This window comes from Streptomyces sp. NPDC102437, assembly GCF_044765565.1.
In the GTDB taxonomy this organism is placed as follows: Bacteria; Actinomycetota; Actinomycetes; order Streptomycetales; family Streptomycetaceae; genus Streptomyces.
On the sequence record NZ_JBIWKI010000009.1, the window covers coordinates 56,668 to 76,242 of the forward strand.

Annotated in this window: 16 protein-coding genes; 6 read left to right on the forward strand and 10 right to left on the reverse strand. The window is 70.8% G+C overall.

What is annotated here, in order from left to right; genetic code table 11:
* Positions 1 to 27 precede the first annotated feature (27 nt).
* Positions 28 to 780 (reverse strand): GntR family transcriptional regulator, encoded by a 753-nt coding sequence (locus tag ACIRJP_RS13805; protein ID WP_404172434.1) that lies wholly within the window; start codon positions 778 to 780, stop codon positions 28 to 30.
* A 146-nt stretch (positions 781 to 926) separates the two neighbouring features.
* Between ACIRJP_RS13805 and ACIRJP_RS13810 the strand changes: the two genes are divergently transcribed.
* Both ACIRJP_RS13810 and ACIRJP_RS13815 read left to right on the forward strand, forming a co-directional pair.
* A complete protein-coding gene (locus tag ACIRJP_RS13810) occupies positions 927 to 1,775 on the forward strand; it encodes a (2Fe-2S)-binding protein (RefSeq protein ID WP_404172437.1) in 849 nt (282 codons plus the stop codon).
* A gap of 191 nt (positions 1,776 to 1,966) precedes the next feature.
* A complete protein-coding gene (locus ACIRJP_RS13815) occupies positions 1,967 to 3,040 on the forward strand; it encodes a DUF2637 domain-containing protein (RefSeq protein WP_404172440.1) in 1,074 nt (357 codons plus the stop codon).
* 37 nt (positions 3,041 to 3,077) lie between these two features.
* Here the strand turns inward: ACIRJP_RS13815 and ACIRJP_RS13820 are convergent, their stop codons facing one another.
* The gene (locus ACIRJP_RS13820; RefSeq protein WP_404172844.1) at positions 3,078 to 3,440 is read right to left on the reverse strand and encodes an ATP-binding protein; all 363 of its coding nucleotides are present in this window, start codon (positions 3,438 to 3,440) and stop codon (positions 3,078 to 3,080) included.
* 362 nt (positions 3,441 to 3,802) lie between these two features.
* Here ACIRJP_RS13820 and ACIRJP_RS13825 point away from each other — a divergent pair, with 362 nt between their 5' ends.
* Both ACIRJP_RS13825 and ACIRJP_RS13830 read left to right on the forward strand, forming a co-directional pair.
* A complete protein-coding gene (locus ACIRJP_RS13825) occupies positions 3,803 to 4,201 on the forward strand; it encodes a ribonuclease domain-containing protein (RefSeq protein ID WP_404172443.1) in 399 nt (132 codons plus the stop codon).
* A gap of 94 nt (positions 4,202 to 4,295) precedes the next feature.
* Positions 4,296 to 4,685, forward strand: coding sequence for a barstar family protein (locus ACIRJP_RS13830; RefSeq protein WP_404172446.1), 390 nt, complete (start codon positions 4,296 to 4,298; stop codon positions 4,683 to 4,685).
* 99 nt (positions 4,686 to 4,784) lie between these two features.
* On the opposite strand, the gene ACIRJP_RS13835 is transcribed toward ACIRJP_RS13830, so the two are convergent.
* Positions 4,785 to 7,136, reverse strand: a complete 2,352-nt coding sequence (locus ACIRJP_RS13835; RefSeq protein WP_404172449.1) for a M9 family metallopeptidase — start codon at positions 7,134 to 7,136, stop codon at positions 4,785 to 4,787.
* A 399-nt stretch (positions 7,137 to 7,535) separates the two neighbouring features.
* Here ACIRJP_RS13835 and ACIRJP_RS13840 point away from each other — a divergent pair, with 399 nt between their 5' ends.
* A complete protein-coding gene (locus ACIRJP_RS13840) occupies positions 7,536 to 9,014 on the forward strand; it encodes an aminopeptidase P family protein (RefSeq protein WP_404172452.1) in 1,479 nt (492 codons plus the stop codon).
* Between the two features lie 213 nt (positions 9,015 to 9,227).
* Here the strand turns inward: ACIRJP_RS13840 and ACIRJP_RS13845 are convergent, their stop codons facing one another.
* The 7 genes from ACIRJP_RS13845 to ACIRJP_RS13875 all read right to left on the reverse strand — a co-directional run bounded on the left by ACIRJP_RS13845 (position 9,228) and on the right by ACIRJP_RS13875 (position 16,210).
* Positions 9,228 to 9,956 carry a GntR family transcriptional regulator gene (locus ACIRJP_RS13845; protein WP_404172455.1) on the reverse strand — a complete coding sequence of 243 codons (729 nt, stop codon included), beginning with the start codon at positions 9,954 to 9,956 and terminating at the stop codon, positions 9,228 to 9,230.
* A gap of 88 nt (positions 9,957 to 10,044) precedes the next feature.
* Positions 10,045 to 10,992, reverse strand: a complete 948-nt coding sequence (locus ACIRJP_RS13850) for an ornithine cyclodeaminase family protein (protein WP_404172458.1) — start codon at positions 10,990 to 10,992, stop codon at positions 10,045 to 10,047.
* Entirely contained in the window at positions 10,989 to 11,990 is a 1,002-nt protein-coding gene (locus ACIRJP_RS13855) for a proline racemase family protein (RefSeq protein ID WP_404172462.1), read from the reverse strand. Before ACIRJP_RS13855 ends, ACIRJP_RS13850 begins: the two co-directional genes overlap by 4 nt.
* A 179-nt stretch (positions 11,991 to 12,169) precedes the next feature.
* Entirely contained in the window at positions 12,170 to 13,078 is a 909-nt protein-coding gene (locus ACIRJP_RS13860) for a dihydrodipicolinate synthase family protein (protein WP_404172465.1), read from the reverse strand.
* A 136-nt stretch (positions 13,079 to 13,214) separates the two neighbouring features.
* A complete protein-coding gene (locus ACIRJP_RS13865) occupies positions 13,215 to 14,684 on the reverse strand; it encodes an NAD(P)/FAD-dependent oxidoreductase (RefSeq protein WP_404172468.1) in 1,470 nt (489 codons plus the stop codon).
* The gene (locus tag ACIRJP_RS13870) at positions 14,665 to 14,991 is read right to left on the reverse strand and encodes a (2Fe-2S)-binding protein (RefSeq protein WP_404172471.1); all 327 of its coding nucleotides are present in this window, start codon (positions 14,989 to 14,991) and stop codon (positions 14,665 to 14,667) included. The genes ACIRJP_RS13865 and ACIRJP_RS13870 overlap by 20 nt, the downstream gene beginning before the upstream one ends.
* Positions 14,992 to 15,031: 40 nt before the next feature.
* Positions 15,032 to 16,210 carry an NAD(P)/FAD-dependent oxidoreductase gene (locus tag ACIRJP_RS13875; RefSeq protein WP_404172474.1) on the reverse strand — a complete coding sequence of 393 codons (1,179 nt, stop codon included), beginning with the start codon at positions 16,208 to 16,210 and terminating at the stop codon, positions 15,032 to 15,034.
* Between the two features lie 154 nt (positions 16,211 to 16,364).
* Between ACIRJP_RS13875 and ACIRJP_RS13880 the strand changes: the two genes are divergently transcribed.
* Positions 16,365 to 19,490 carry an alpha-mannosidase gene (locus ACIRJP_RS13880; protein WP_404172476.1) on the forward strand — a complete coding sequence of 1,042 codons (3,126 nt, stop codon included), beginning with the start codon at positions 16,365 to 16,367 and terminating at the stop codon, positions 19,488 to 19,490.
* The last annotated feature ends 85 nt before the right edge of the window (positions 19,491 to 19,575 follow it).

Here is a 19,575-nt window from a genome sequence, read left to right on the forward strand (position 1 = left end):
CCCGGCGGGCGGCCGGTCCTTGGCCGGTCAGCTCTCGGCGCCGTTGAAGTGTTCCCGCACGAGCGACTGCACGACGGGCAGGTCCTGGGCGATCAGCGCGTCGAGCAGCGCGGTGTGTTCGGCGGCGTCGGCGAGAAGGTCGGCGCGACGGGTGGCGGGGTTGCCCTCCAGCGGCCACTGGGAGCGGCGGTGCAGCTCGTCGGCGACCTGCACCAGTTGCTCGTTCCCGCAGAGCGCGAGGACCGCGCCGTGGAAGGCCCGGTCGGACTCGGCGTAGCTCGCCCGGTCGCCCACGGCCGCGGCGGCCACCGTCGCGTCGGCCAGCGGGCGCAGGGCGCACCAGGTGCCGGGCGGGACGGTACGGGCCAGCCGCAGCATCACGGGCACTTCGATCAGGGCCCGCACCTCGGCCAGCTCGGCGAGCTGGCGCGGGCCGCGCTCGGACACCCGGAACCCTCGGTTCGGCACTACTTGGACGGCGCCCTCGATGGCCAGCTGCTGCATCGCCTCGCGCACCGGGGTGGCGGAGACCCCGAACCTGGCGCCCAGGGCCGGTGCCGAGTAGACCTGTCCCGGCTCCAGCCGGCCGTCGACCAGTGCGGCGCGCAGCGCCTCAAGGATCTGGCCGCGCACGGAGTGCCGTTGCACCGCCGCCCGCGGGGCGGGCGGCTCGCTGTGGGTGTGCTCGCCACGTGCCTGGTCGGGCACCCGGAGGCCCACCGCCGGGGCGGTCGCGGGCACGGCGGCGCCGTACGCCTCACGCGCTCTGCCCTGCTCCACTCGGACCTCCTCGGCCTGCCGTGGGCGCGGCTCGCGTGCGCCATGCCCCTTGTGCACGATAGGCGCAGGAGGCCGCAGTTCAAACATCGATCCGGTCGGGTAAGGTAAGGCTTACCTGCAAACGGTCGCGATTCGGTGGTCCCTGCATGACACTCCCCGCCCTGCTTCCCGGCACCACGGCGTCCGCCGTGACGGACGCGTACGCGCGCCTCGCCGAGGTCTTTCCCGGCCTGCGCGCCCAGGTGCTCGCGGACGACGAGACCGCTCCCGGCGGTGCCGGCTGGGTGGGTGCGGACGAGCTCGCGGCCGGCGGCCCGGCACTCGACACCTTCCTCGACTGGGACCACGCCCAGGTGGTCCGGGACTACGGGCAGCAGCCCCGCCCCGATGTGGTCGCCAGTTTCGGGCTGCACCGTTACGCCTGGCCCGCCTGCCTGTTGGTGACGGTGCCCTGGTTCCTCCACCGGCGGGTGCCCCGGATCCCCGTCAAAGATGTGGCGTTCCAGCGGGCGCTTGGTCATCTGACCCTCCGGGTGCGGGAGTTCGCCTGCCTGCCGGACGATCCGGCCGCCGTGCTGCCGGGCGCCCGCGTGGTGCCCGACGAGGCCGCGCTGCGGGCCGAGGTGCTCGCGGCGGTGGCCGACCACATCGGCCCGGTGCTCGACGGCTTCGGGCCCCGGATGCGGCGCGGCAGGCGCGCACTGTGGGGCATGGCGACGGACGAGATCGTCGAGGGTCTCTGGTACATCGCCCATCTGCTCGGCGAGGAGCAGCGGGCGATGAGCGAGCTGGAGGAGCTGCTGCCGGGCACCACGAAGCCGTACGTCGGCTCCGCGGGTTTCCGCGAACTGACCGGGCCGGACGGCGAGTCGCTGCCCACCCGCGACCGGGCGAGCTGCTGCCTCTTCTACACGCTGCGCCCCGAGGACACGTGTGTCACCTGTCCCCGCACCTGCGATGGCGACCGCGTACGGAAGCTGACGCCGGCTCACTGATCAACACCGCCGCGCGAGTAGTACAATTCGAACGCAACCTGTCGGCCGCGTACGGTCATTCGACCGGATCCCCGTCATCCGCACGCCGTGCCGACCCAATGGCGTTCTCTTGCCCCGAAACCCCCATGTGCATGTGGGGGTTTCGGCAATCATGGCGCCCGAAATGCCCTACGCAATGCAAGGGACCGCGCATGAGACTGACCGACATATCGCTGAATTGGCTGCTTCCGGGCGCCGTGCTGCTCGTGGGAGTCCTGGCGGCGGTGGCGGTGGTCGCACGCGGCAAGCGCGCCGCTGACACATCCGCGGCCGACGACAGCTGGGAACGCAGCGAGGAGCGCCGCAGACGCAAGGAGGCCATGTACGCCAGCGCCTCGTACGTCCTGCTGTTCTGCTGTGCGGCGGTCGCCGCCGCGCTCTCCTTCCATGGGCTCGTCGGCTTCGGCGAGCAGAACCTCGGCCTCTCCGGCGGCTGGGAGTACCTCGTCCCGTTCGGCCTCGACGGGGCGGCCATGTTCTGTTCCGTACTGGCGGTGCGCGAGGCCAGCCACGGGGACGCGGCGCTCGGCTCGCGCCTGCTCGTGTGGACGTTCGCCGGCGCCGCCGCCTGGTTCAACTGGGTGCACGCGCCGCGCGGGATCGACCACGCGGGCGCCCCGCATTTCTTCGCCGGGATGTCGCTCTCGGCGGCCGTGCTCTTCGACCGGGCACTGAAGCAGACCCGCCGGGCCGCGCTGCGCGAGCAGGGCCTGGTGCCCCGTCCGCTGCCGCAGATCCGGATCGTACGATGGCTGCGCGCCCCCCGGGAGACCTTCGGCGCCTGGTCGCTGATGCTGCTGGAAGGCGTACGCACCCTGGACGAGGCGGTCGACGAGGTACGTGAGGACAGGCGGGAGAAGGAGCAGAACCGTCTCCGCAGGAAGGACCAGGAGAAGCTGGACCGGGCCCACATCAAGGCGCTGAACCGGCAGAACCGGGCCTGGCGCCGGGTCGGCCGCGGCACCCAGGTGGATGTCCAGGCCCTCCCCGTCACGGCGGGCACCGCACCGTCCGTCGTGGAGCCCGCCATATCCGAGCCGGGACAACTGCCTCTGCGCCCCCGGCCATCGCTGCAAGCCGTGGCGGGCCCGAGTACCGACGCCTCGGACCGGAGCCCGGATGACCCGGTCACCGTCGACCTCACCGCCGAGGACGATACCCAGGCACTGCCCCGGCTCGATTCGCTGGAGCGGAAACTGAAAGATCTGGAGCAGCAGTTCGGCTGAAGCCGACGGCCCTGACGGCCCGGTCCCTTCCGGGCCGTCAGGGCCTTTCGCCGTCCATTTCGAACCAGACGACCTTGCCCAGCGCATGGGCGGCGACCCCCCAGGCATCCGCGAGACTCTGTACCAGGAACAGTCCCCGGCCATGCGTACCGTCGTCGGCGTTCGGTACGTACGACAGGGGCAGACCGGACACGAAGTCCCGCACTTCGACCCGTAACTTGGCGGGAGCCACACTCACCGTGACGACCGCGCCGTGCCGGGTGTGGATCAGCGCGTTGGTCACCAGCTCACTGAGCAGGAGCTCCGCCACCTGGGCCGGCTCCTCCTTCCACCGGTAGCGCAGGAACTCCCGTAACGCACATCTGGCTTCGCCCACCGCCGCCAGATCGGTGTGGGCCAGTCTGCGATGCAGCCGGACCGGCTCCCGGTCCTGCGCCCCCGGTTCGTGCGAGGCCTCGCCGTTCATGGAATCGGTTTCTCCCTGACGCTCCATCGTCTCCCCCGCCCGCACAGTGCATCGCCCCCTGCTCGTGGTCCGTTGTCCCGTTGTCGGCTTCTTCGCGGAACACGTTCACCGGATGCATGCCCCGCTGACGGGCCGCCACGCTTGTCGACTCATCTATAAGTGAACAGAGAGCCGGTACTGGCCTTCAGACACCCGGACATCAGACCGTCACATTTCCTATCGCCCGGTTAACTTCCAAAAAATTCACAACTGTTGGCGTTGACGGGACCGCATCTACGCGCGTCATCATGGGGGCTATGCGAATCCCCCCACGGATCACCACGCTCGGTGGCGCGGCCGCCCTCCTGTCCGTCCTCCTCGTCGGCGGCCCGGTCACCTCGGCCACGGCCTCGACCCCGTCCACCGATTCGGTGGGCAGCATCTGCTACTCGGCGCTGCCCTCCCAGGCACACGACACCCTCGATCTGATCGATGCCGGCGGCCCGTTCCCATACTCGCAGGACGGCGCCGTCTTCCAGAACCGTGAGGGCGTCCTGCCCGGCCAGAGCACCGGCTACTACCACGAGTACACGGTCATCACGCCCAACTCTCCGACCCGCGGCGCGCGTCGGATCGTCACCGGCGAGCAGGCCCAGGAGGACTACTACACCAGCGACCACTACGCCACCTTCGACCTGATCGACCAGGGCTGCTGAAGCCCGGCCCCTCCGGACCGATCCGCGCCGTAGCCCCCCACCTGCGGCGCGGATCACGGGCCGGAGCCGACATACGGACTTGTACGCTCCACCCATGACCGTGACCTATGTGATCGAAGGCTCCCGGGTCACCGGCCTGGAGCAGTTCTGGAAAGTGATCGGCGAAGCCGTGAACGGCCCCGGCGGCTACTTCGGCCGCAACCTCGACGCCCTCGCGGACTGTCTCGGCGGCGGCATGGGCACGCCCGACGACGGGGACTTCGTCTTCGAGTGGCGGGATCACTCGCTGTCCGCACGGGCCCTGGGCCATGAGGAGACGGCCCGCCATCTTCGGCGGCGCCTGGAGCGGGTGCATCCCACCAACCGGCCCGCGACCCGGAAGCGGCTCGACGAGGCCCTGGCCGGGCGGGGGCCGACGCTCTTCGACCTGATCGTGGAGATCCTGGCGGACGGCACGACGCCAGGCGCGCTGCGGCTCGACTGAGTCCCGGGCCGTGTCCGGCGGACGCGGCCCGAAGGAAGGCACCGGCCGGCCGAGCGGGATCATCACTCGGCCGGCCGGCACCATGGGGGGTCGTTGGGATCAGAACTCGGTGGTGACCTTGGCGCCGTCGAACGCCTCGTTGCCGTAGAGGCTGATGAAGTGGTAGCCCGGCGCCGGGTTGTTGACGGTCAGGGTGTGCTCGTTGCCCGCCCCGACGGACTTGTCGGTGTAGACCTTGGTGGTCGCCCACTCCTTCGCGCTGTAGTAGAGGTCGGCGTCACCGGTGCCGCCGGACGCGGTGATCTTCAACTGGGTGGTGCCGGCCGGGATGACGACCGCCAGGTAGGCGTAGTCGCCCTTGACGGCCTTCAGCGCGCTGCGCATGCAGTTCCGGCCCAGCATCCTGGTGTCGGCGTCCTTGCACTCGGTGATCTCACCGGGCGGGTTGGTGGACCCGCCGCCGCAGGCACCGGCCGCGCAGGCCGCCAGCCAGGTGTTCCAGTCGGCGTCGTAACGGCTGCCGATGGTCGACGTGAGCAGGGTTCGGGCGCCGTCCCAGTCACCCTTGCGGTAGAGGCCGAGCAGGGTGTCGACGTCGGAGCGGTGGGATTCGAGCATGTAACGGACGGCCAGGTAACCCCAGTTGTACACGCGGGTCTGGTCGGCGTTGTCGTAGGTGGTGTCGAACAGGGTGCGCAGGGTGTACGTGCGGTTCGCGGCCTGGGCGATGGCGGCCTCGTAGTCGAGCTTGCGGTACGAGTAGGAGACGAACTCCGCGAAGCCCTCGACCCACCAGACGGTCGGCGTGGTCATTCCGGCGCCGAAGTCGCCGTACATGTTGAAGCGGCCGTCGAGGTAGTGCGTGTACTCGTGGTTGAGGTTCCAGATCTGGAAGTCGGGGCGGGCCCACTCGGCCTCGTAGGCGATGAACCGGGGCTGGTTGCCCGCGGCCTTGGGGTCACCCTCCAGGTACATGCCGCCGTTGTTGGTGTCGATGCCGAAGATCACTCCGGCGTAGGTCTGGTAGTCGGCGCTGGAGTCGAAGGCCACGACCTCGATGGTCTTGTTGTTGTCGTCGGCGACCGCCCCGTTGTCCCGGGCCACCTCGTGGAAGTAGGCGTCCTGGTTGCGCAGGCTGGTGCAGCTCGCTTCCAGTTCCTCGGCGGTCATGTCCTGCGCCCGGATGGTGATGCTGTCGCTACAGGTGTGCTTCACCGGCAGGACGGCCTTCTCGAGACGCTCCGCGAGGTCACAGGCGCCGTAGGCCGCGCAGTTGTCCTTGTCGTAGGCGTCGACCATCTTGGCCAGATTGACCCAGAGCGAGGCGGTGGGGCCGTCGATGGAGCTCTTGCCCATCAGGTCGATCGCGAGCGGGCTCGCCTTGGCGCGCAGCGAGTCCTCCTTGAGGAAGCGGCCGAGCTCGAGTCCCGCGTTGGAGGCCAGGAACGACTGCTTGGTGCCCAGCAGGTCGAGGTGGTTCGCGGCGAAGTCGTGCAGGGAGTTCAGCACGCTGGGGTCAGCCTCGATGGCACTGATGAACTCGGGCACCTGGTGGCCGCGGAACATCACCGTGTACACGCTGTTCACGGCGTTGAGCATGTACCAGGAGCCGTTGTACGACTCGTCGTAGTCGGCCAGCATCCGCTTGACTATGTTCAGGTAGCGGGCGTTCTCCTCGGCGCTGTCGACCAGGATGATCGCCTCGGACAGGCTCTCGCCGTTGGCGTCGGTGACGTCGAAGGCGTGCGAGGAGCCGAAGAATCCGTCGAGCGCGCCCTGGATGGCCGTGCGCAGGCGCGGCCCGTACTCTCCGACGGTGTCGGGGTCGTAGTACTGCACGTAGTAGCCGGCCCGGAGGAAGAGGACCAGCTGGGGCATGCCGGTGCTGCCGTCGCCCGGGTAGGAGGCCGACGCGCCGCGCATCGCATCGGCGATGGTGACCATCTGGTCCTCGCGGAAGGCGTTGTAGCCGTCCTGGCCTTGGATTCGGAACAGCGTGTTGACGCAGTCGGTGGTCGCCGCCTTGACCTTCTCGACCAGGGCGCTTCCGGTGTTGTTGGTGAAATCAGTGATGTTGCACTCGGCCGCGGCCCGGCCGGACTTCTTGGCAAGGGCCCGCTTCTCGGCCTTCATCGAAGGTGCCAGGTGGCTCGGAAGCGCGCTGGCGGGGTCGTCGTAGTCCCTCTTGAGCGCGTCCTTGGACGCGGACAGCGGCGGCCGGTCGGCGGCCTTGAGCGACCTGCGTTCGACGTGAGCGGCATCGTCGGCGGGTGCCGTCAGCGCCTCGGCGGTGGGGCCGCCGGAGTCCTCGGTCCGGGGCTCCGCCTGCTTCTGGGCGGTGTCCAAGAAGTGGGCGGGCACGGTCGACGCGGCGGGGCGTTGCTCGACGGCCTGGCTCGGTGCCGTGAACAGGCCCACGCCCAGGCATGCTGCCAGGACCACAGTGGACATTCCGGTTATCTTTTGCCGAACCCTCAGGTTCTTCACGTGCCGCCTCCCAGCGGAGTGGTGACCGCGCGGCAGGGCGCGGTTGTGGGGGAATGCAAGGGGTCGGCGCCGGACCGGTTCTGAAGGCCTGAACTGCACTCACGTCGTGACATGAGCACGGCCCCTTCTCCTTGCGCGCTGTACAATGGCACATGTCACATGTTCTTTGGAACCCCTCTCGCGCACATTCATCTGCGCGACAACTTCTCGTCGCAGCACGGGATATGACAGGCGGCCCCGAACGCACCGGCCACCACCACCGGTTTCTCACCACCGCAGCACCTCGTCCCCGGAAAGCCGGAATTCCGGCCCGGCCCCGACCCCAGCCCCGACCCCCGCTCTCACAGAGCCCCCCGAGGAGCAATGCCCGTGTCCCGTTCCTTCTCCGCGCCCCGCACCGGCAGCCACGATCTGCCGGTGTCGCCCGCCCTGGACGCCTTCATGAGCACCGGGTGGGCCAGATCCCCGCTGCCGACGGACATGCGAGTCCCCTCCATCGACGCCACCCCGGCCCGCCGGGCCCGGCTGGCCGCCCGTTTCCCCGGCGAGCGCCTGATCATTCCGGCGGGCGTGCTCGCGATCCGCTCCAACGACACCGACCACCGCTTCCGGCCGCACACCGGCTACGCCTGGCTCACCGGCCTCACCGGCGAGGACCAGGCCGGCCACGTCCTCGTACTCGAACCGGACGGCGACGAGCGGCACGAAGCGGTGCTGTACCTGCGACCCCGGTCGCCCCGCGCCGGGCAGGAGTTCTACCGCGACCGCAGGTACGGGGAGTTCTGGGTCGGGCGCAGGCCCGATCTCGCGGAGGCAGCCCGTCTGACCGGCATCCGCTGCGCGCATCTGGACGCCTGGGAGAAGCTGCTGACCGGGCCGCAGCCACCGGTCCGGGTACTGGCCGGCGTGGACCCGTCGGTCGACGAACTCCTGTGTTCCTGCCGCGGGTTCCCGCTCGGACGCTCGGCACCGGCCGGGCTCGAAGCGGTGCTCAGTGAGCTCCGGCTCGTGAAGGACCCCTGGGAGACCGGCCAGTTGCAACAGGCAGTCGATGCCACGGCGCTCGGCTTCGAGGACGTGGTGCGCAGCCTGCCGAAGGCGCTGCTCCACCCGCGCGGTGAACGCTGGATCGAGGGCGTCTTCGATCTCCGGGCCCGGCTGGAGGGGAACGGTCCGGGCTACTCCACGATCGCCGCGGCCGGGGCGCACGCCTGCGTACTGCACTGGATCCGCAATGACGGCCCGCTGGAACGCGATCAGTTGCTGCTGCTTGACGCCGGGGTGGAGACCGACTCGCTCTACACGGCCGACATCACCCGCACCCTGCCGCTGTCCGGCCGCTTCTCCCCCGTGCAGCGAACGGTCTACGAACTGGTGCTCCGCGCACAGGACGCGGGCATCGCGGCGCTGCGTCCGGGGGCGCGGTTCCGTGACTTCCATCTGGCGGCCATGCGGGTCATCGCCGAAGGGCTGCACGAGTGGGGCGTGCTGCCGATGTCCGCCGACGAGGCACTCGACGCGGACAACGGCTTCTACCGGCGGTACACGCTCTGCAGCAGCGGCCACATGCTCGGCATGGACGTGCACGACTGTGCGCAGGCACGTGCCGACACCTATCTGGACGGGCGCCTGGAGCCCGGTCAGGTACTCACGGTGGAACCAGGGCTCTACCTCCAGCCCGACGACGAGACGCTGCCCCGGGCGCTGCGCGGAATCGGGGTGCGGATCGAGGACGACCTCGTGATCACGGCCGACGGTGCCCGCCTCATGTCGTCCGCGCTGCCGCGCACCGTCGACGGAATCGAGGAGTGGATGGGCTCGCTGCTGGAGTCCCGGGCATGAGACTTGGGCTTGAGACCTGGGCTTGAGACCTGGGCACGAGAGCCGGGCCTGCGAGCCCGGCCGTTCATCCTGCATCAACGGCCGCCCGGCGGGCGGCCGTTGAATGGTGGGTCAGCCGCCGGTCGAGGGCTTGCGCGCAGGAGCGGCGAATGCCGATCGGCGGGCTGCGGGCTGCGGGCTGCGGGCTGCGGGCTGCGGGCTGCGGGCTGCGGATCAGGCCTCTGCGGCCGGCATCCTCACGCTTCTGATCCGCTTGCCACCCGCGCTCGTACCGTTGGGTTCATCCTCGGCCCAGAGGTTCCTGACATGTGACATATGACCCAGCATGCACCGCTCCGCGCGCTCCGCGTTGCCCGCGATCAGGAGGTCGAGCAGCTGGGCATGCTCCTCCGCGGACTGGACCAACAAACCGGATTCGTCGAGCCGGTTGAGCCCGAACAGACGTGACCGCTTGCGCAGATTACCGACCTCCTCCACCAAGCGTCGGTTTCCCGCCAGGCCGAGCAGTTCGAGATGGAAGCGGCGGTCGGCCTCCAGGTAGCCGAGGATGTCGTGCTCGGCGGCGGCCGCGACGATCGCCTGGGCGAGTGGCCGCAGCGCCTCCAACTCCTTGGTCCTGCCCATCCGGGCGATGCGGCCGATGGTGGGAACCTCGATCATGACCCGCAGCTCGGTGAAGTCGTCCAGGTCCTGTTCGGTCAACTCCGTTATCCGGAAGCCCTTGTTGCGTACGGCTTCGACCAGGCCCTCACGTGCCAGGTCGAGCATGGCCTCGCGGACGGGGGTGGCGGACACCCCGAAGTCGGCGGCGAGCGCGGGAGCGGAGTAGATCACGCCCGGACGGAGCTCCCCTGCGATCAGGGCCGCCCTGAGGGCGTTGGCCACCTGGTCACGCAAGTGCTCCTGCGCGGAGATGGCGTTGAGCGTCGTCAGGCGGGCCATAACTGTTCCTCCAGCACCGTGCGGGGCCTCAGAATACAATGTCACGTTTCCGTCAGGTCCCGTCGCTCCGGAGCTGTGGACAACTCGCTCAGGGCGCCGAATTCCGGTGCACCGCGGCGGCGACGGCGAGGTCCTCCCAGCCCATTCCGACGCTCTTGAAGAACCGGGGGCCATCGAAACGGGCCAACTCTCCGCCGGGGACGCGACCGGTCACCAGCTCGGCGAGGTTGCCGTGGATGCCCTCGGCCCGGAAGACCCCCTCGGCCACGGGAATCAGCAGATCGCCCGCCTCGGACAGCGCCGCCGACCGTGATTCGACGAAGACGGCGGAGCGGGCCACCAGCGCGGTGTCGACCTCCCGGGCATCGGGGGTGTGCGAGCCGACCGCGACGACCGTCGCCCCGTCCGGTACGAGAGCGCCGTCGAACAGCGGAGTGGCGGAGGTAGTGCAGCAGAGCACCAGGTCGGCCGTGGAGACCTCCTTGGCGCCGGGCGCCTCCGCCGTACGGGCGTCCGTCCCGAGTCGCCGACGGGCATGCGCTGCCAGTGCATCGGCCCGCTGCGGATTGCGGCCGACGACGGTGATCCGTTCGACCTGGCGTTCCGCGAGCAGCGCCGTCAGGTGCCCGTACGCCTGGGGGCCTGTCCCGAAGAGCACGAGGTGCCGCACGACGGGCCCGGTGAGGTGACGGATCGCGAGCGCGGACACGGCCGGGGTGCGCAGGGTGGTGAGCGCGGCCCCGTCCAGCAGCGCGAGCGGCAGCAGGGTGGGGGCGTCGAGCAGCAGATAGCTTCCGGTGATCCGGGGCAGGTCGCGCGCCGGATTGGCCGGGGCCACCCCGGCGATCTTCACGCCGGTCACCTGCTGGGTGGTGGCGGGCATGATCAGCAGCTCCCCGCCGGGCACCGTGACATGGTGCCGGGCGGGGGCCGTTTCTGGATCCAGGCCCCCGCGCAACGCCGCCTCCAGGGCGTCCACGGCTCCGGTCGGTCCCAGGGCCTCGATGTCTGCGGCGCCGAGCAGGGGCAGGTTCACAGCAGGAATCCTTCGGGGAAGGGGTCGGACGGGTTCAGGAAGAATTGTGCGGTACCGGTGATCCAGGCGCGGCCGGTGACGGTGGGAACCACCGCCGGCAGTCCACCCACGGTGGTCTCCTGGACGAGACGTCCGGTGAACGAGGTACCGATGAAGGACTCGTTCACGAAGTCGGTGTCCAGGGGGAGTTCACCGCGTGCGTGCAGCTGCGCCATACGGGCCGAGGTGCCGGTCCCGCAGGGCGAGCGGTCGAACCAGCCGGGGTGGATGGCCATCGCGTGCCGGGAGTGGCGGGCATCGGACCCGGGTGCGATGCACTGCACGTGCTTGAGACCGTGGATGCCGGGGTTCTCCGGGTGGACGGGCCGGTCGGTGGCGTTGACCGCGTCCATCAGGGCGAGCCCGGCGGCCAGGATGTCGTCCTTGCGCGCCCGGTCGAAGGGCAGCTCGAGGTCGGAGAGGTGAACCATCGCGTAGAAGTTCCCGCCGTAGGCGAGGTCGTAGCGCAGCTTCCCGTAGCCGGGTACGTCCACCACGCGGTCGAGCGCGACGCTGAACGCCGGAACGTTGGTGATGGTCACGGCGGTGGCGGCGCCGTCCTTCACCTGTACGTCGACGCTGACGAGCCCGGCCGGGGTGTCCAGCCGCACGGTGGTGACGGGTTCGGTGACCTCCACCATGCCCGTCTCCACCAGAACGGTCGCCACCCCGATGGTGCCGTGCCCGCACATCGGCAGATAGCCGGAGACCTCGATGAACAGGACGCCGTAGTCCGCGTCCGGCCGGGTGGGCGGCTGGAGGATCGCGCCGCTCATGGAGGCGTGGCCTCGCGGTTCGTACATGAGCAGGGTGCGTACGGCGTCCCGGTGCTCCTGGAAGTAACTGCGCCGTTCGGACATCGTCGCACCGGGAATGGTGCCGATGCCCCCGGTGATGACGCGGGTGGGCATCCCCTCGGTGTGTGAGTCGACGGCATGGAAAATGTGACGTGTCTGCAAGGCTCCCCCTGATTGGTCACGGCGTACACGAGAACGCGGGAACGGGAAGGAACGGGAACGAACAGGCTGGACCGGGCTGGACCGGGCTGGACCGGGCTGGACCGAACAGCGCCTGGACCAGGCAGCGCCGGGACCGGGCCTGGCGCGGCTCAGCCCGGGCGCACGGGCTGGTGCCGGCCTCAGTGCAGGCCCTCGGCGAGTGCCTTCTCCGTCGCGGCGCGTACGGCGGCCGCATCTTCGGCGGGGAGCGGGAACCGCGGCGGCCGGGTAAGGCCGCCATGGCGGCCGGCGACGTCCATGGACGCCTTGATGGCCTGGACGAACTCCGGCTTCGAGTCCCACCTCAGCAGCTCGTGCAGTTCCCGGTACAGCGGCAGGGCAGTTGCCATGTCACCGGTGACAGCGGCCCGGTACAGATCCACGCAGGAGGACGGCAACATGTTCGGGCAGCCCGCAATCCATCCGACCGCACCGGCGAGTGCCAGCTCCAGCAGTACGTCGTCGGCGCCCACGAGCAGGTCGAGGCCGGGCGCCCGTTCGGCGATCTCGTACGCCCTGCGGACGTCACCGGTGAACTCCTTGACGGCCACGATGCTGCCGTCCTGGTGGAGGCGGGCAAGCAGGTCCGGAGTGAGGTCCACCTTGGTGTCGTACGGGTTGTTGTACGCGACGACCGGCACTCCCACTTCGGCCACGTCGGCGTAGTGGGCGCGCACCGCCGTCTCGTCGCAGCGGTAGCCGTTGGGCGGCAGAAGGAGTACGGAACCGGCGCCCGCCTCGGCGGCCCGTTCCGTCCAGCGGCGTGCCTCCGCGCTGCCGTACGCGGAGACACCCGGCATGACGCGGCTGCCGTCACCCGCGGCTTCGACGGCGACCCGGACGATCTCGTCGCGTTCCTTGTCGGTCAGGGTCTGGTACTCCCCCAGTGAGCCGTTGGGCACCACTCCGTCGCAGCCCGCCTCGACGAGCTGGCGCACATGGGTGGCGTAGGCCTCGTAGTCGATGGTGCAGTCGTCGCGCAGGGTGAGCGGGGTGGCGACCATGACCCCGTGCCAGGGGCGGGTGCGCGAGTCGGTGTTCGTCTGCATCGTGGCTCCTTGAGAGGTGTGACATGTCACGGTGTAGCGGAAAGCGGAGGACAGTCGGTGGACGCGACGTTCCGGTGGTGTGCGGGAACCTGTCGCGGCGTGCCGTCGGGCTCCGAGTGGAGAACCCGGCCGCGGTCTACCCGGGGCCGGACAGGTCGGCGAGCGTGGAAAGCTTCACGGGGCAGGCCAGCGGGCGCCGGTCCGGGCCGCCCGGCTCCTGCCCGGCGCCGTGCGCGGCGGCCAGTTCACGGACGGCGAATCCGCACGTCCGGCCCTGGCACCACCCCATTCCGGCCCGCGTGAGCAGTTTGACGGTCCGGGTGTCACCGGCTCCCAGCTCCTCGCACGCCGTACGGATCCGGCCCGCGGTGACCTCTTCGCAGCGGCAGACCTCCGTGTCGCCGGTCAGCCACTCGCTCCAGCCGGGCCCCGGCCGGTGCACGGTCCCCATCAGTGCGGCGAAGGCCCGCAGCCGGCGGCGGGAGCGGCGCAGCGCGACGGCTCTGCGCGCCTCCTGCCTCCGCACTCCGCCCCGTACCTCACGGACGATGGAAAGTGCCGCCAACTCGCCTTCGTACAGGGCTAGTTCCACACCGCCGACGCCGCCGGTCTCGCCGGCCGCCCAGATCCCGGGGACGGTGGTCCTGAGCTGTTCGTCGAGGGTGACCGCGTGTGTGCCGTCAGGGCCCGTACGCGTACCGCAGCCGGCTTCCACGGCGAGTTCGAGCTGCGGCACGAGCCCATGTCCCACAGCGAGCGCGTCGCAGGCGATCCGGCGGCCGGTCCCCGCGACGGGGCGCCATCGACGGTCCACCCTGCTGACCGTCACCGCCTCCACCCGCTCGTCGCCGTGCACCTCGGTGACCGCCCGATGGCTCAGCACCCGGACCCGGGCACGGGCCAGTTCCGCCCCGAAGCGGGCCCCTTCCGCCGCCTTGGCGGGGTTGGCGGCCAGCACCCGGGGAGCACGGACGTACGCCCCGTACCCGGCGGCTTCGACCAGCGCCGGAACGCGCGCCCCCGCACGTGTCAGCGACACGGCGACCGCCTGCAGCAGCGGCCCGCTCCCCGCGACCACGATGCGGCGCCCCGGCAACACCAGCCCGGACTTGAGCATGGCCTGGGCCCCCGCCGCGCCCACCACTCCCGGAAGGGTCCAGCCCGGGAAGGGCAGTTGGCGCTCGTGGGCGCCCGTTGCCAGGATCACCCGGCGGGCCCGGACGGCGCTACGGGCCTCCTCGTCGGCTTCCCCGGTGACCGCGTGCAGGATCCAGCCCCCGTCACCGGTTCGTTCGACCGTCCACACCTGGTGGCGGGTGAGGTGGCGGATCGTGCCGGTGTCGCGGTGCGCGGCCAGCCGTGCGGAGAGTTCCGTGAAGGCGCGCCAGTCGTGGTGCAGGGCCTCGGGCCGGGTGGCGCCGAGCCCGTCGGCCGGACTGCGGTAGTACTGCCCGCCGGGTGCGTCGGCCGCGTCCAGCAGGATCACGTCGAGCCCGTGGTCGGCGGCGGTGACGGCTGCGGCCAGGCCCGCCGGCCCCGCGCCCACGACGGCGATCGCGGCGCGGTCGGTCTCCCGCGCCCGGGGCTCATCCGTCGAGTGCGGCATGACCGTCGCCCTCCTGCGTGGTGATGGCGTCGCCCGGTCCCGCGGGCAGCAGGCAGACACGCTGGTTGGGCCGGCCGTTGACGGTGGCCAGACAGTCGTAGCAGGCACCGATGCCGCAGAAGACGCCGCGCGGGCGGCCGTTGACCCGGGTGGTGCGCCAGGTCAGGATGCCCGCCGACCAGAGTGCGGCGGCGATGGTCTGGCCGGGCAGTCCGCGGATCGGGCGGCCGTCGAAGGTCAGCTGGAGCTCCGGTTCGGGCGCGGCCCCGACGAGTTCGGCGGGGGTATGTGCGCGGGTGCGTCTCACTGGGTCCTCTCCTGGGGCACGGGCGCCCCGCTCTCCACCGTCATGTGACATCGCACGTTGCATCGACTGTGGCATCGAACCGGTCGGGGGCGAACGGTCCGAGATCGAGTGCGGGCCGCTCTCCCCGGATCGCGTCGGCGATCAGCAGTCCGGTCGCGGGCGCCAGCCCGATCCCGGCCCCCTCATGGCCGCAGGCGTGGAAGAGCCCCGGCACACGGGGGTCCGGTCCGATCGCGGGGAGGTGATCGGGCAGGTAGGGGCGGAATCCGTGGTAGGCACGCATCACCCGCACATCGGCGAGTACGGGGAAGAGCGCGGCGGCCCCGGCCGCCAGCCGGGCCACCACCGGAACGGACAATGTCCGGTCGAAGCCGACACGTTCGCGGCTCGCCCCGATGAGCACCGGCCCCGAGGGTGTGCCCTCCACCACGGGCGAGGTCTGGAGCGCCGCGGACCCGCTCGACACGTCGCCCACGTACTCCGCCGCGTAGACCTTGTGCCGGATCAGCCGGGGCAGTGGTTCGGTGACCAGTACGAACCCTCTGCGGGGCAGTACCGGCAGGTTCACCCCGGCCAGTGCCGCCAGGTCGCCTCCCCAGGTGCCCGCCGCGTTGACCACGACGGGGGCGCGCAGTTCGCCCCTTGTCGTACGTACCCCACGTACGGCGCCCTCCCGGTCCTTGAGTATCCCGACCACCTCCTCTCCCGGGCACACGAGCGCACCGGCGCGTACCGCCGAGCGGATCAACTCAGCCGCCGCCAGTGCCGGTTGCACCTGCGCGTCCTGCGGGTAGTGGCAGCCGCCGGCCAGGTCCGGCGCGAGGTGGGGTTCGATGTCGCGGAGGCGGTCGGGCGTGATGGGATGCGCCTCGACACCCGCCGCCCGCTGACCGGCGGCGGTCGCGGACAGGGTGGTCAGGGAGTCCTCGGAGGCGGCGACGACCACACCGCCCTTGAGCTCGTACTCGACTTCCGGGGGCAGCTCCTCGGCCAGTTGCCGCCACAACGAGGCGGAGAGCACGGCCAGTTCCAACTCCGGTCCAGGCACTTTGTCGGAGACCAGGAGGTTGCCCTCGCCGGCTCCGGTAGTGCCGCCGGAGACCGGCCCGCGGTCGATGACGGCTACGGACAGTCCGGACCGGGAGGTGTAGTAGGCGCAGGCGGCACCGACCATTCCGGCCCCGACGATGACAACATCCACGGGGTGTCTCGTGAGCACGGCAGTAATATGTCACATTGCTTAAAGGTCGCCAAGGGTGCGCACAGGGCCAGTTGATCAATCGTCACCCCGTCGCGCCGCCCGCAGGGGTGCCTGAGCGGCCGCGGGGGAAGTGGAGCCATGACACCCGCAGGCGCCGACCCCTGGAGCCGTGATGCACGACGACCGCAGCCTGGTGGAGGACCGCCTCGAACGCGCCCTTCACCAGTTCATCCGCCCCGCCCAGTACGCGGAGCGCACGCCGCTCACGCTCTCCGTCCTGCACATCCCCGGCGAACCCGTTCCGGTGGCTCAGGTCCTCCAGGAGCCGTTCGAACCGTTCCGCACCGGCACCGAGTGGGGGAGGCCCTGGTCCACCAGCTGGTTCCGGCTGGAGGGAACCGTGCCGTCGGAGTGGGCGGGGCGGCGGGTCGAGGTGGTCGTGGACCCCGGTTTCTCCGGTCAGGGGCCGGGGTTCCAGGCCGAGGGCATGCTGTACGACACCTCGGGAGTCCCCATCAAGGGCATCCATCCGCGCAATCGCCATCTGACGGTGGCCTCCCCGGCGGCGGGCGGCGAGCCGGTCTCGCTGCTGCTGGAGGCGGCGGCCAACCCCGCCGTACTGGAACACGGCTTCGTGCCGACCCCGCTCGGGGACGTGACGACGGCGGGTGACCGGCCGCTCCACCGGTTCGCCGCCGCGGAGCTGGCGGTGCTGGACGAGGAGGTCTGGCATCTGGTCCTGGACATCGAGGTGCTGTCCGAGCTGATGCGGGAGCTGCCCGTCGGGCGTTCCCGGCGCCACGAGATCCTGCGCTCGCTGGAGCGCATGCTCGACGCGCTGGATCTGCACGACGTGGCGGGCACGGCGCGGGCCGGCCGGGACGAGCTGACCGAAGCGCTGTCCCGCCCCGCCGCGGCGAGCGCGCACCGGATCTCGGCCGCCGGTCACGCGCACATCGACTCGGCGTGGCTGTGGCCGCTGCGCGAGACGGTGCGCAAGGCCTCGCGCACCTTCGCCAATGTCACCGCGCTGGCCCAGGAGTACCCGGAACTGGTCTTCGCGGCCTCGCAGGCCCAGCAGTACGCCTGGGTGAAGGAGCACCAGCCGCACATCTGGGAGCGGATCGAGCGGGCCGTGGCGGACGGCCAGTGGGTGCCCGTGGGGTCGATGTGGGTGGAGTCCGATGCCAACATGCCCGGTGGCGAGGCGCTGGCCCGGCAGCTCGTGCACGGCAAGAGGTTCTTCGAGCAGGAGCTGGGGGTGGAGACCGAGGAGATCTGGCTGCCGGACTCCTTCGGCTACACGGCCGCCTTCCCGCAGCTGGCCCGGCTGGCGGGGGTGAAGTGGTTCCTGACCCAGAAGCTGTCCTGGAACCAGAGCAATAAAATGCCACATCACACCTTCTGGTGGGAGGGCATCGACGGGACCAGGGTCTTCACCCACTTCCCGCCCGTGGACACGTACAACGCCCAGTTCCACGGCGGCGAACTCGCCCACGCCGAACGCGACTTCGCCGAGAAGGGGCTCGCGACCCGCTCCCTGGTCCCGTTCGGCTGGGGTGACGGCGGGGGCGGGCCGACCCGCGAGATGCTGGAGAAGGCGCGCAGGCTCAAGGACCTGGAGGGTTCGCCGAGGGTCGCGATCGAGCGGCCGGCGGCGTTCTTCGCGGCGGCCGAGGAGGAGTACGGGGAGCAGGCTCCGGTCTGGTCGGGCGAGCTGTACCTGGAGCTGCACCGGGCCACGTACACCACTCAGGCCAAGACCAAACAGGGCAATCGCCGCAGCGAACACCTTCTCCGCGAGGCGGAGTTGTGGGCCACGGCAGCGGCCCTGCGCAAATCCGGCCCCGGCCGGGGCTACGCATATCCCCACGAAAGGCTGGACCGGCTGTGGAAGACGGTCCTGCTGCATCAGTTCCACGACATCCTGCCCGGCTCGTCGATCGCCTGGGTGCACCGCGAGGCGCGCGAGACCTATGAGCGGGTACGTGCAGAACTGGCGGATCTGGTGGCGGACGCGGTGGCGGCACTGGACGGTGCCCAGGGGCTGGTGGCGCTCAACTCGTCCCCGTACCACCGCCGCGAAGTGGTCGAGCTGGACGCGGAGGCCAGCACGGTGCTGCCCTCCGGCGCGCGGGTGCAGCACCTGGGCGGCGGCCGCACGGCGGTACTGGCCGAGGCTCCGGGGCTCGGCGCGGGTCCGCTGGACGGTTCGGCGGTGCCGGAGCATCCCGCCAGCGCGACCGGTTCCGCGGACGAGGGGCTCGTGCTCGACAACGGGCTGCTGCGAGTGCTGATCGACGGCGACGGACTGATCGCCGCCGTCCGCGATCTCGGCGCGGGGCGGGACGTCCTCGTCCCCGGCCACCGGGCCAACCTCCTCCAGCTGCACCCCGATCACCCCAACCACTGGGACGCCTGGGACATCGACCGGCACTACCGTCGCACCCGGACCGATCTCACCGGCGCCGACTCCGTCGAGCTGGTCGAGGAAGGTCCTCTGCGGGCCGCGGTCCGCGTCCGGCGCTCCTTCGGGAAGTCACATGTCACACAGGAGATCCGTCTGAGCGCGGGCAGCCGCCGGATCGACATCGACACCGAGGTCGACTGGCGGGAGTCGGAGAAGGTCCTCAAGGTGGCGTTCCCGCTCGATGTGCACGCCGAACGCTCCACGTCCGAGATCCAGTTCGGCCACATCCACCGCCCGACGCACGACAACACCGGCTGGGACGCCGCCCGTTTCGAGATCTGTGCCCACCGCTGGCTGCGGGTCGCCGAGCCGGGGTACGGCGTCACATTGCTCAACGACTCGACGTACGGGCACGACGTGACCCGGACCCCGCACGGTTCGGGCCTCGGCACGACCGTACGGCTGACGCTGCTGCGCGCCCCGCACAGCCCCGACCCGGAGACCGACCTCGGCCGGCACCGGTTCGGCTACGCACTGGCGCCGGGCGGCGAGATCACCGACGCGGTACGGGAGGGGCTCGCGCTCAACCTGCCGCTGCGGGCGGCGGTGGCACCGGTCCTGCCGTCGCTGGTCGACACGGGACATCCAGCGGTCACGGTCGAGTCGGTGAAGCTCGCCGAGGACCGCAGCGGCGATGTGATCGTGCGGCTGTACGAGTCGGCGGGCGGTCGCGCCGGCACCACGCTGCGGGTCGGCTTCCCCGTCGTCCGGGCCACGGTGACCGACCTGTTGGAACGGCCACTGGGCGATGCGGAGACCGACGAGCACGGTCTCGTACTGTCGCTGCGGCCGTTCCAGATCCTGACACTGCGGCTGACCCCGGCCTGACACTGCGGCTGCCCCCGCCTGAGGCTGCTGCTGCGCCCGCCTGAGGCTGCGGCGGGCCCCGTCCCTGATCCGGGCGCGAGCCGCC

Coding starts and splice junctions, on each gene's coding strand:
- ACIRJP_RS13880 (WP_404172476.1), top strand. CDS start 16,365: ATGCACGACGACCGCAGCCTGGTGGAGGACCGCCTCGAACGCGCCCTT.
- ACIRJP_RS13845 (WP_404172455.1), bottom strand. CDS start 9,956: ATGGCCCGCCTGACGACGCTCAACGCCATCTCCGCGCAGGAGCACTTG.
- ACIRJP_RS13830 (WP_404172446.1), top strand. CDS start 4,296: ATGACCGTGACCTATGTGATCGAAGGCTCCCGGGTCACCGGCCTGGAG.
- ACIRJP_RS13865 (WP_404172468.1), bottom strand. CDS start 14,684: ATGCCGCACTCGACGGATGAGCCCCGGGCGCGGGAGACCGACCGCGCC.
- ACIRJP_RS13840 (WP_404172452.1), top strand. CDS start 7,536: ATGCCCGTGTCCCGTTCCTTCTCCGCGCCCCGCACCGGCAGCCACGAT.
- ACIRJP_RS13810 (WP_404172437.1), top strand. CDS start 927: ATGACACTCCCCGCCCTGCTTCCCGGCACCACGGCGTCCGCCGTGACG.
- ACIRJP_RS13815 (WP_404172440.1), top strand. CDS start 1,967: ATGAGACTGACCGACATATCGCTGAATTGGCTGCTTCCGGGCGCCGTG.
- ACIRJP_RS13835 (WP_404172449.1), bottom strand. CDS start 7,136: ATGTCCACTGTGGTCCTGGCAGCATGCCTGGGCGTGGGCCTGTTCACG.
- ACIRJP_RS13860 (WP_404172465.1), bottom strand. CDS start 13,078: ATGCAGACGAACACCGACTCGCGCACCCGCCCCTGGCACGGGGTCATG.
- ACIRJP_RS13825 (WP_404172443.1), top strand. CDS start 3,803: ATGCGAATCCCCCCACGGATCACCACGCTCGGTGGCGCGGCCGCCCTC.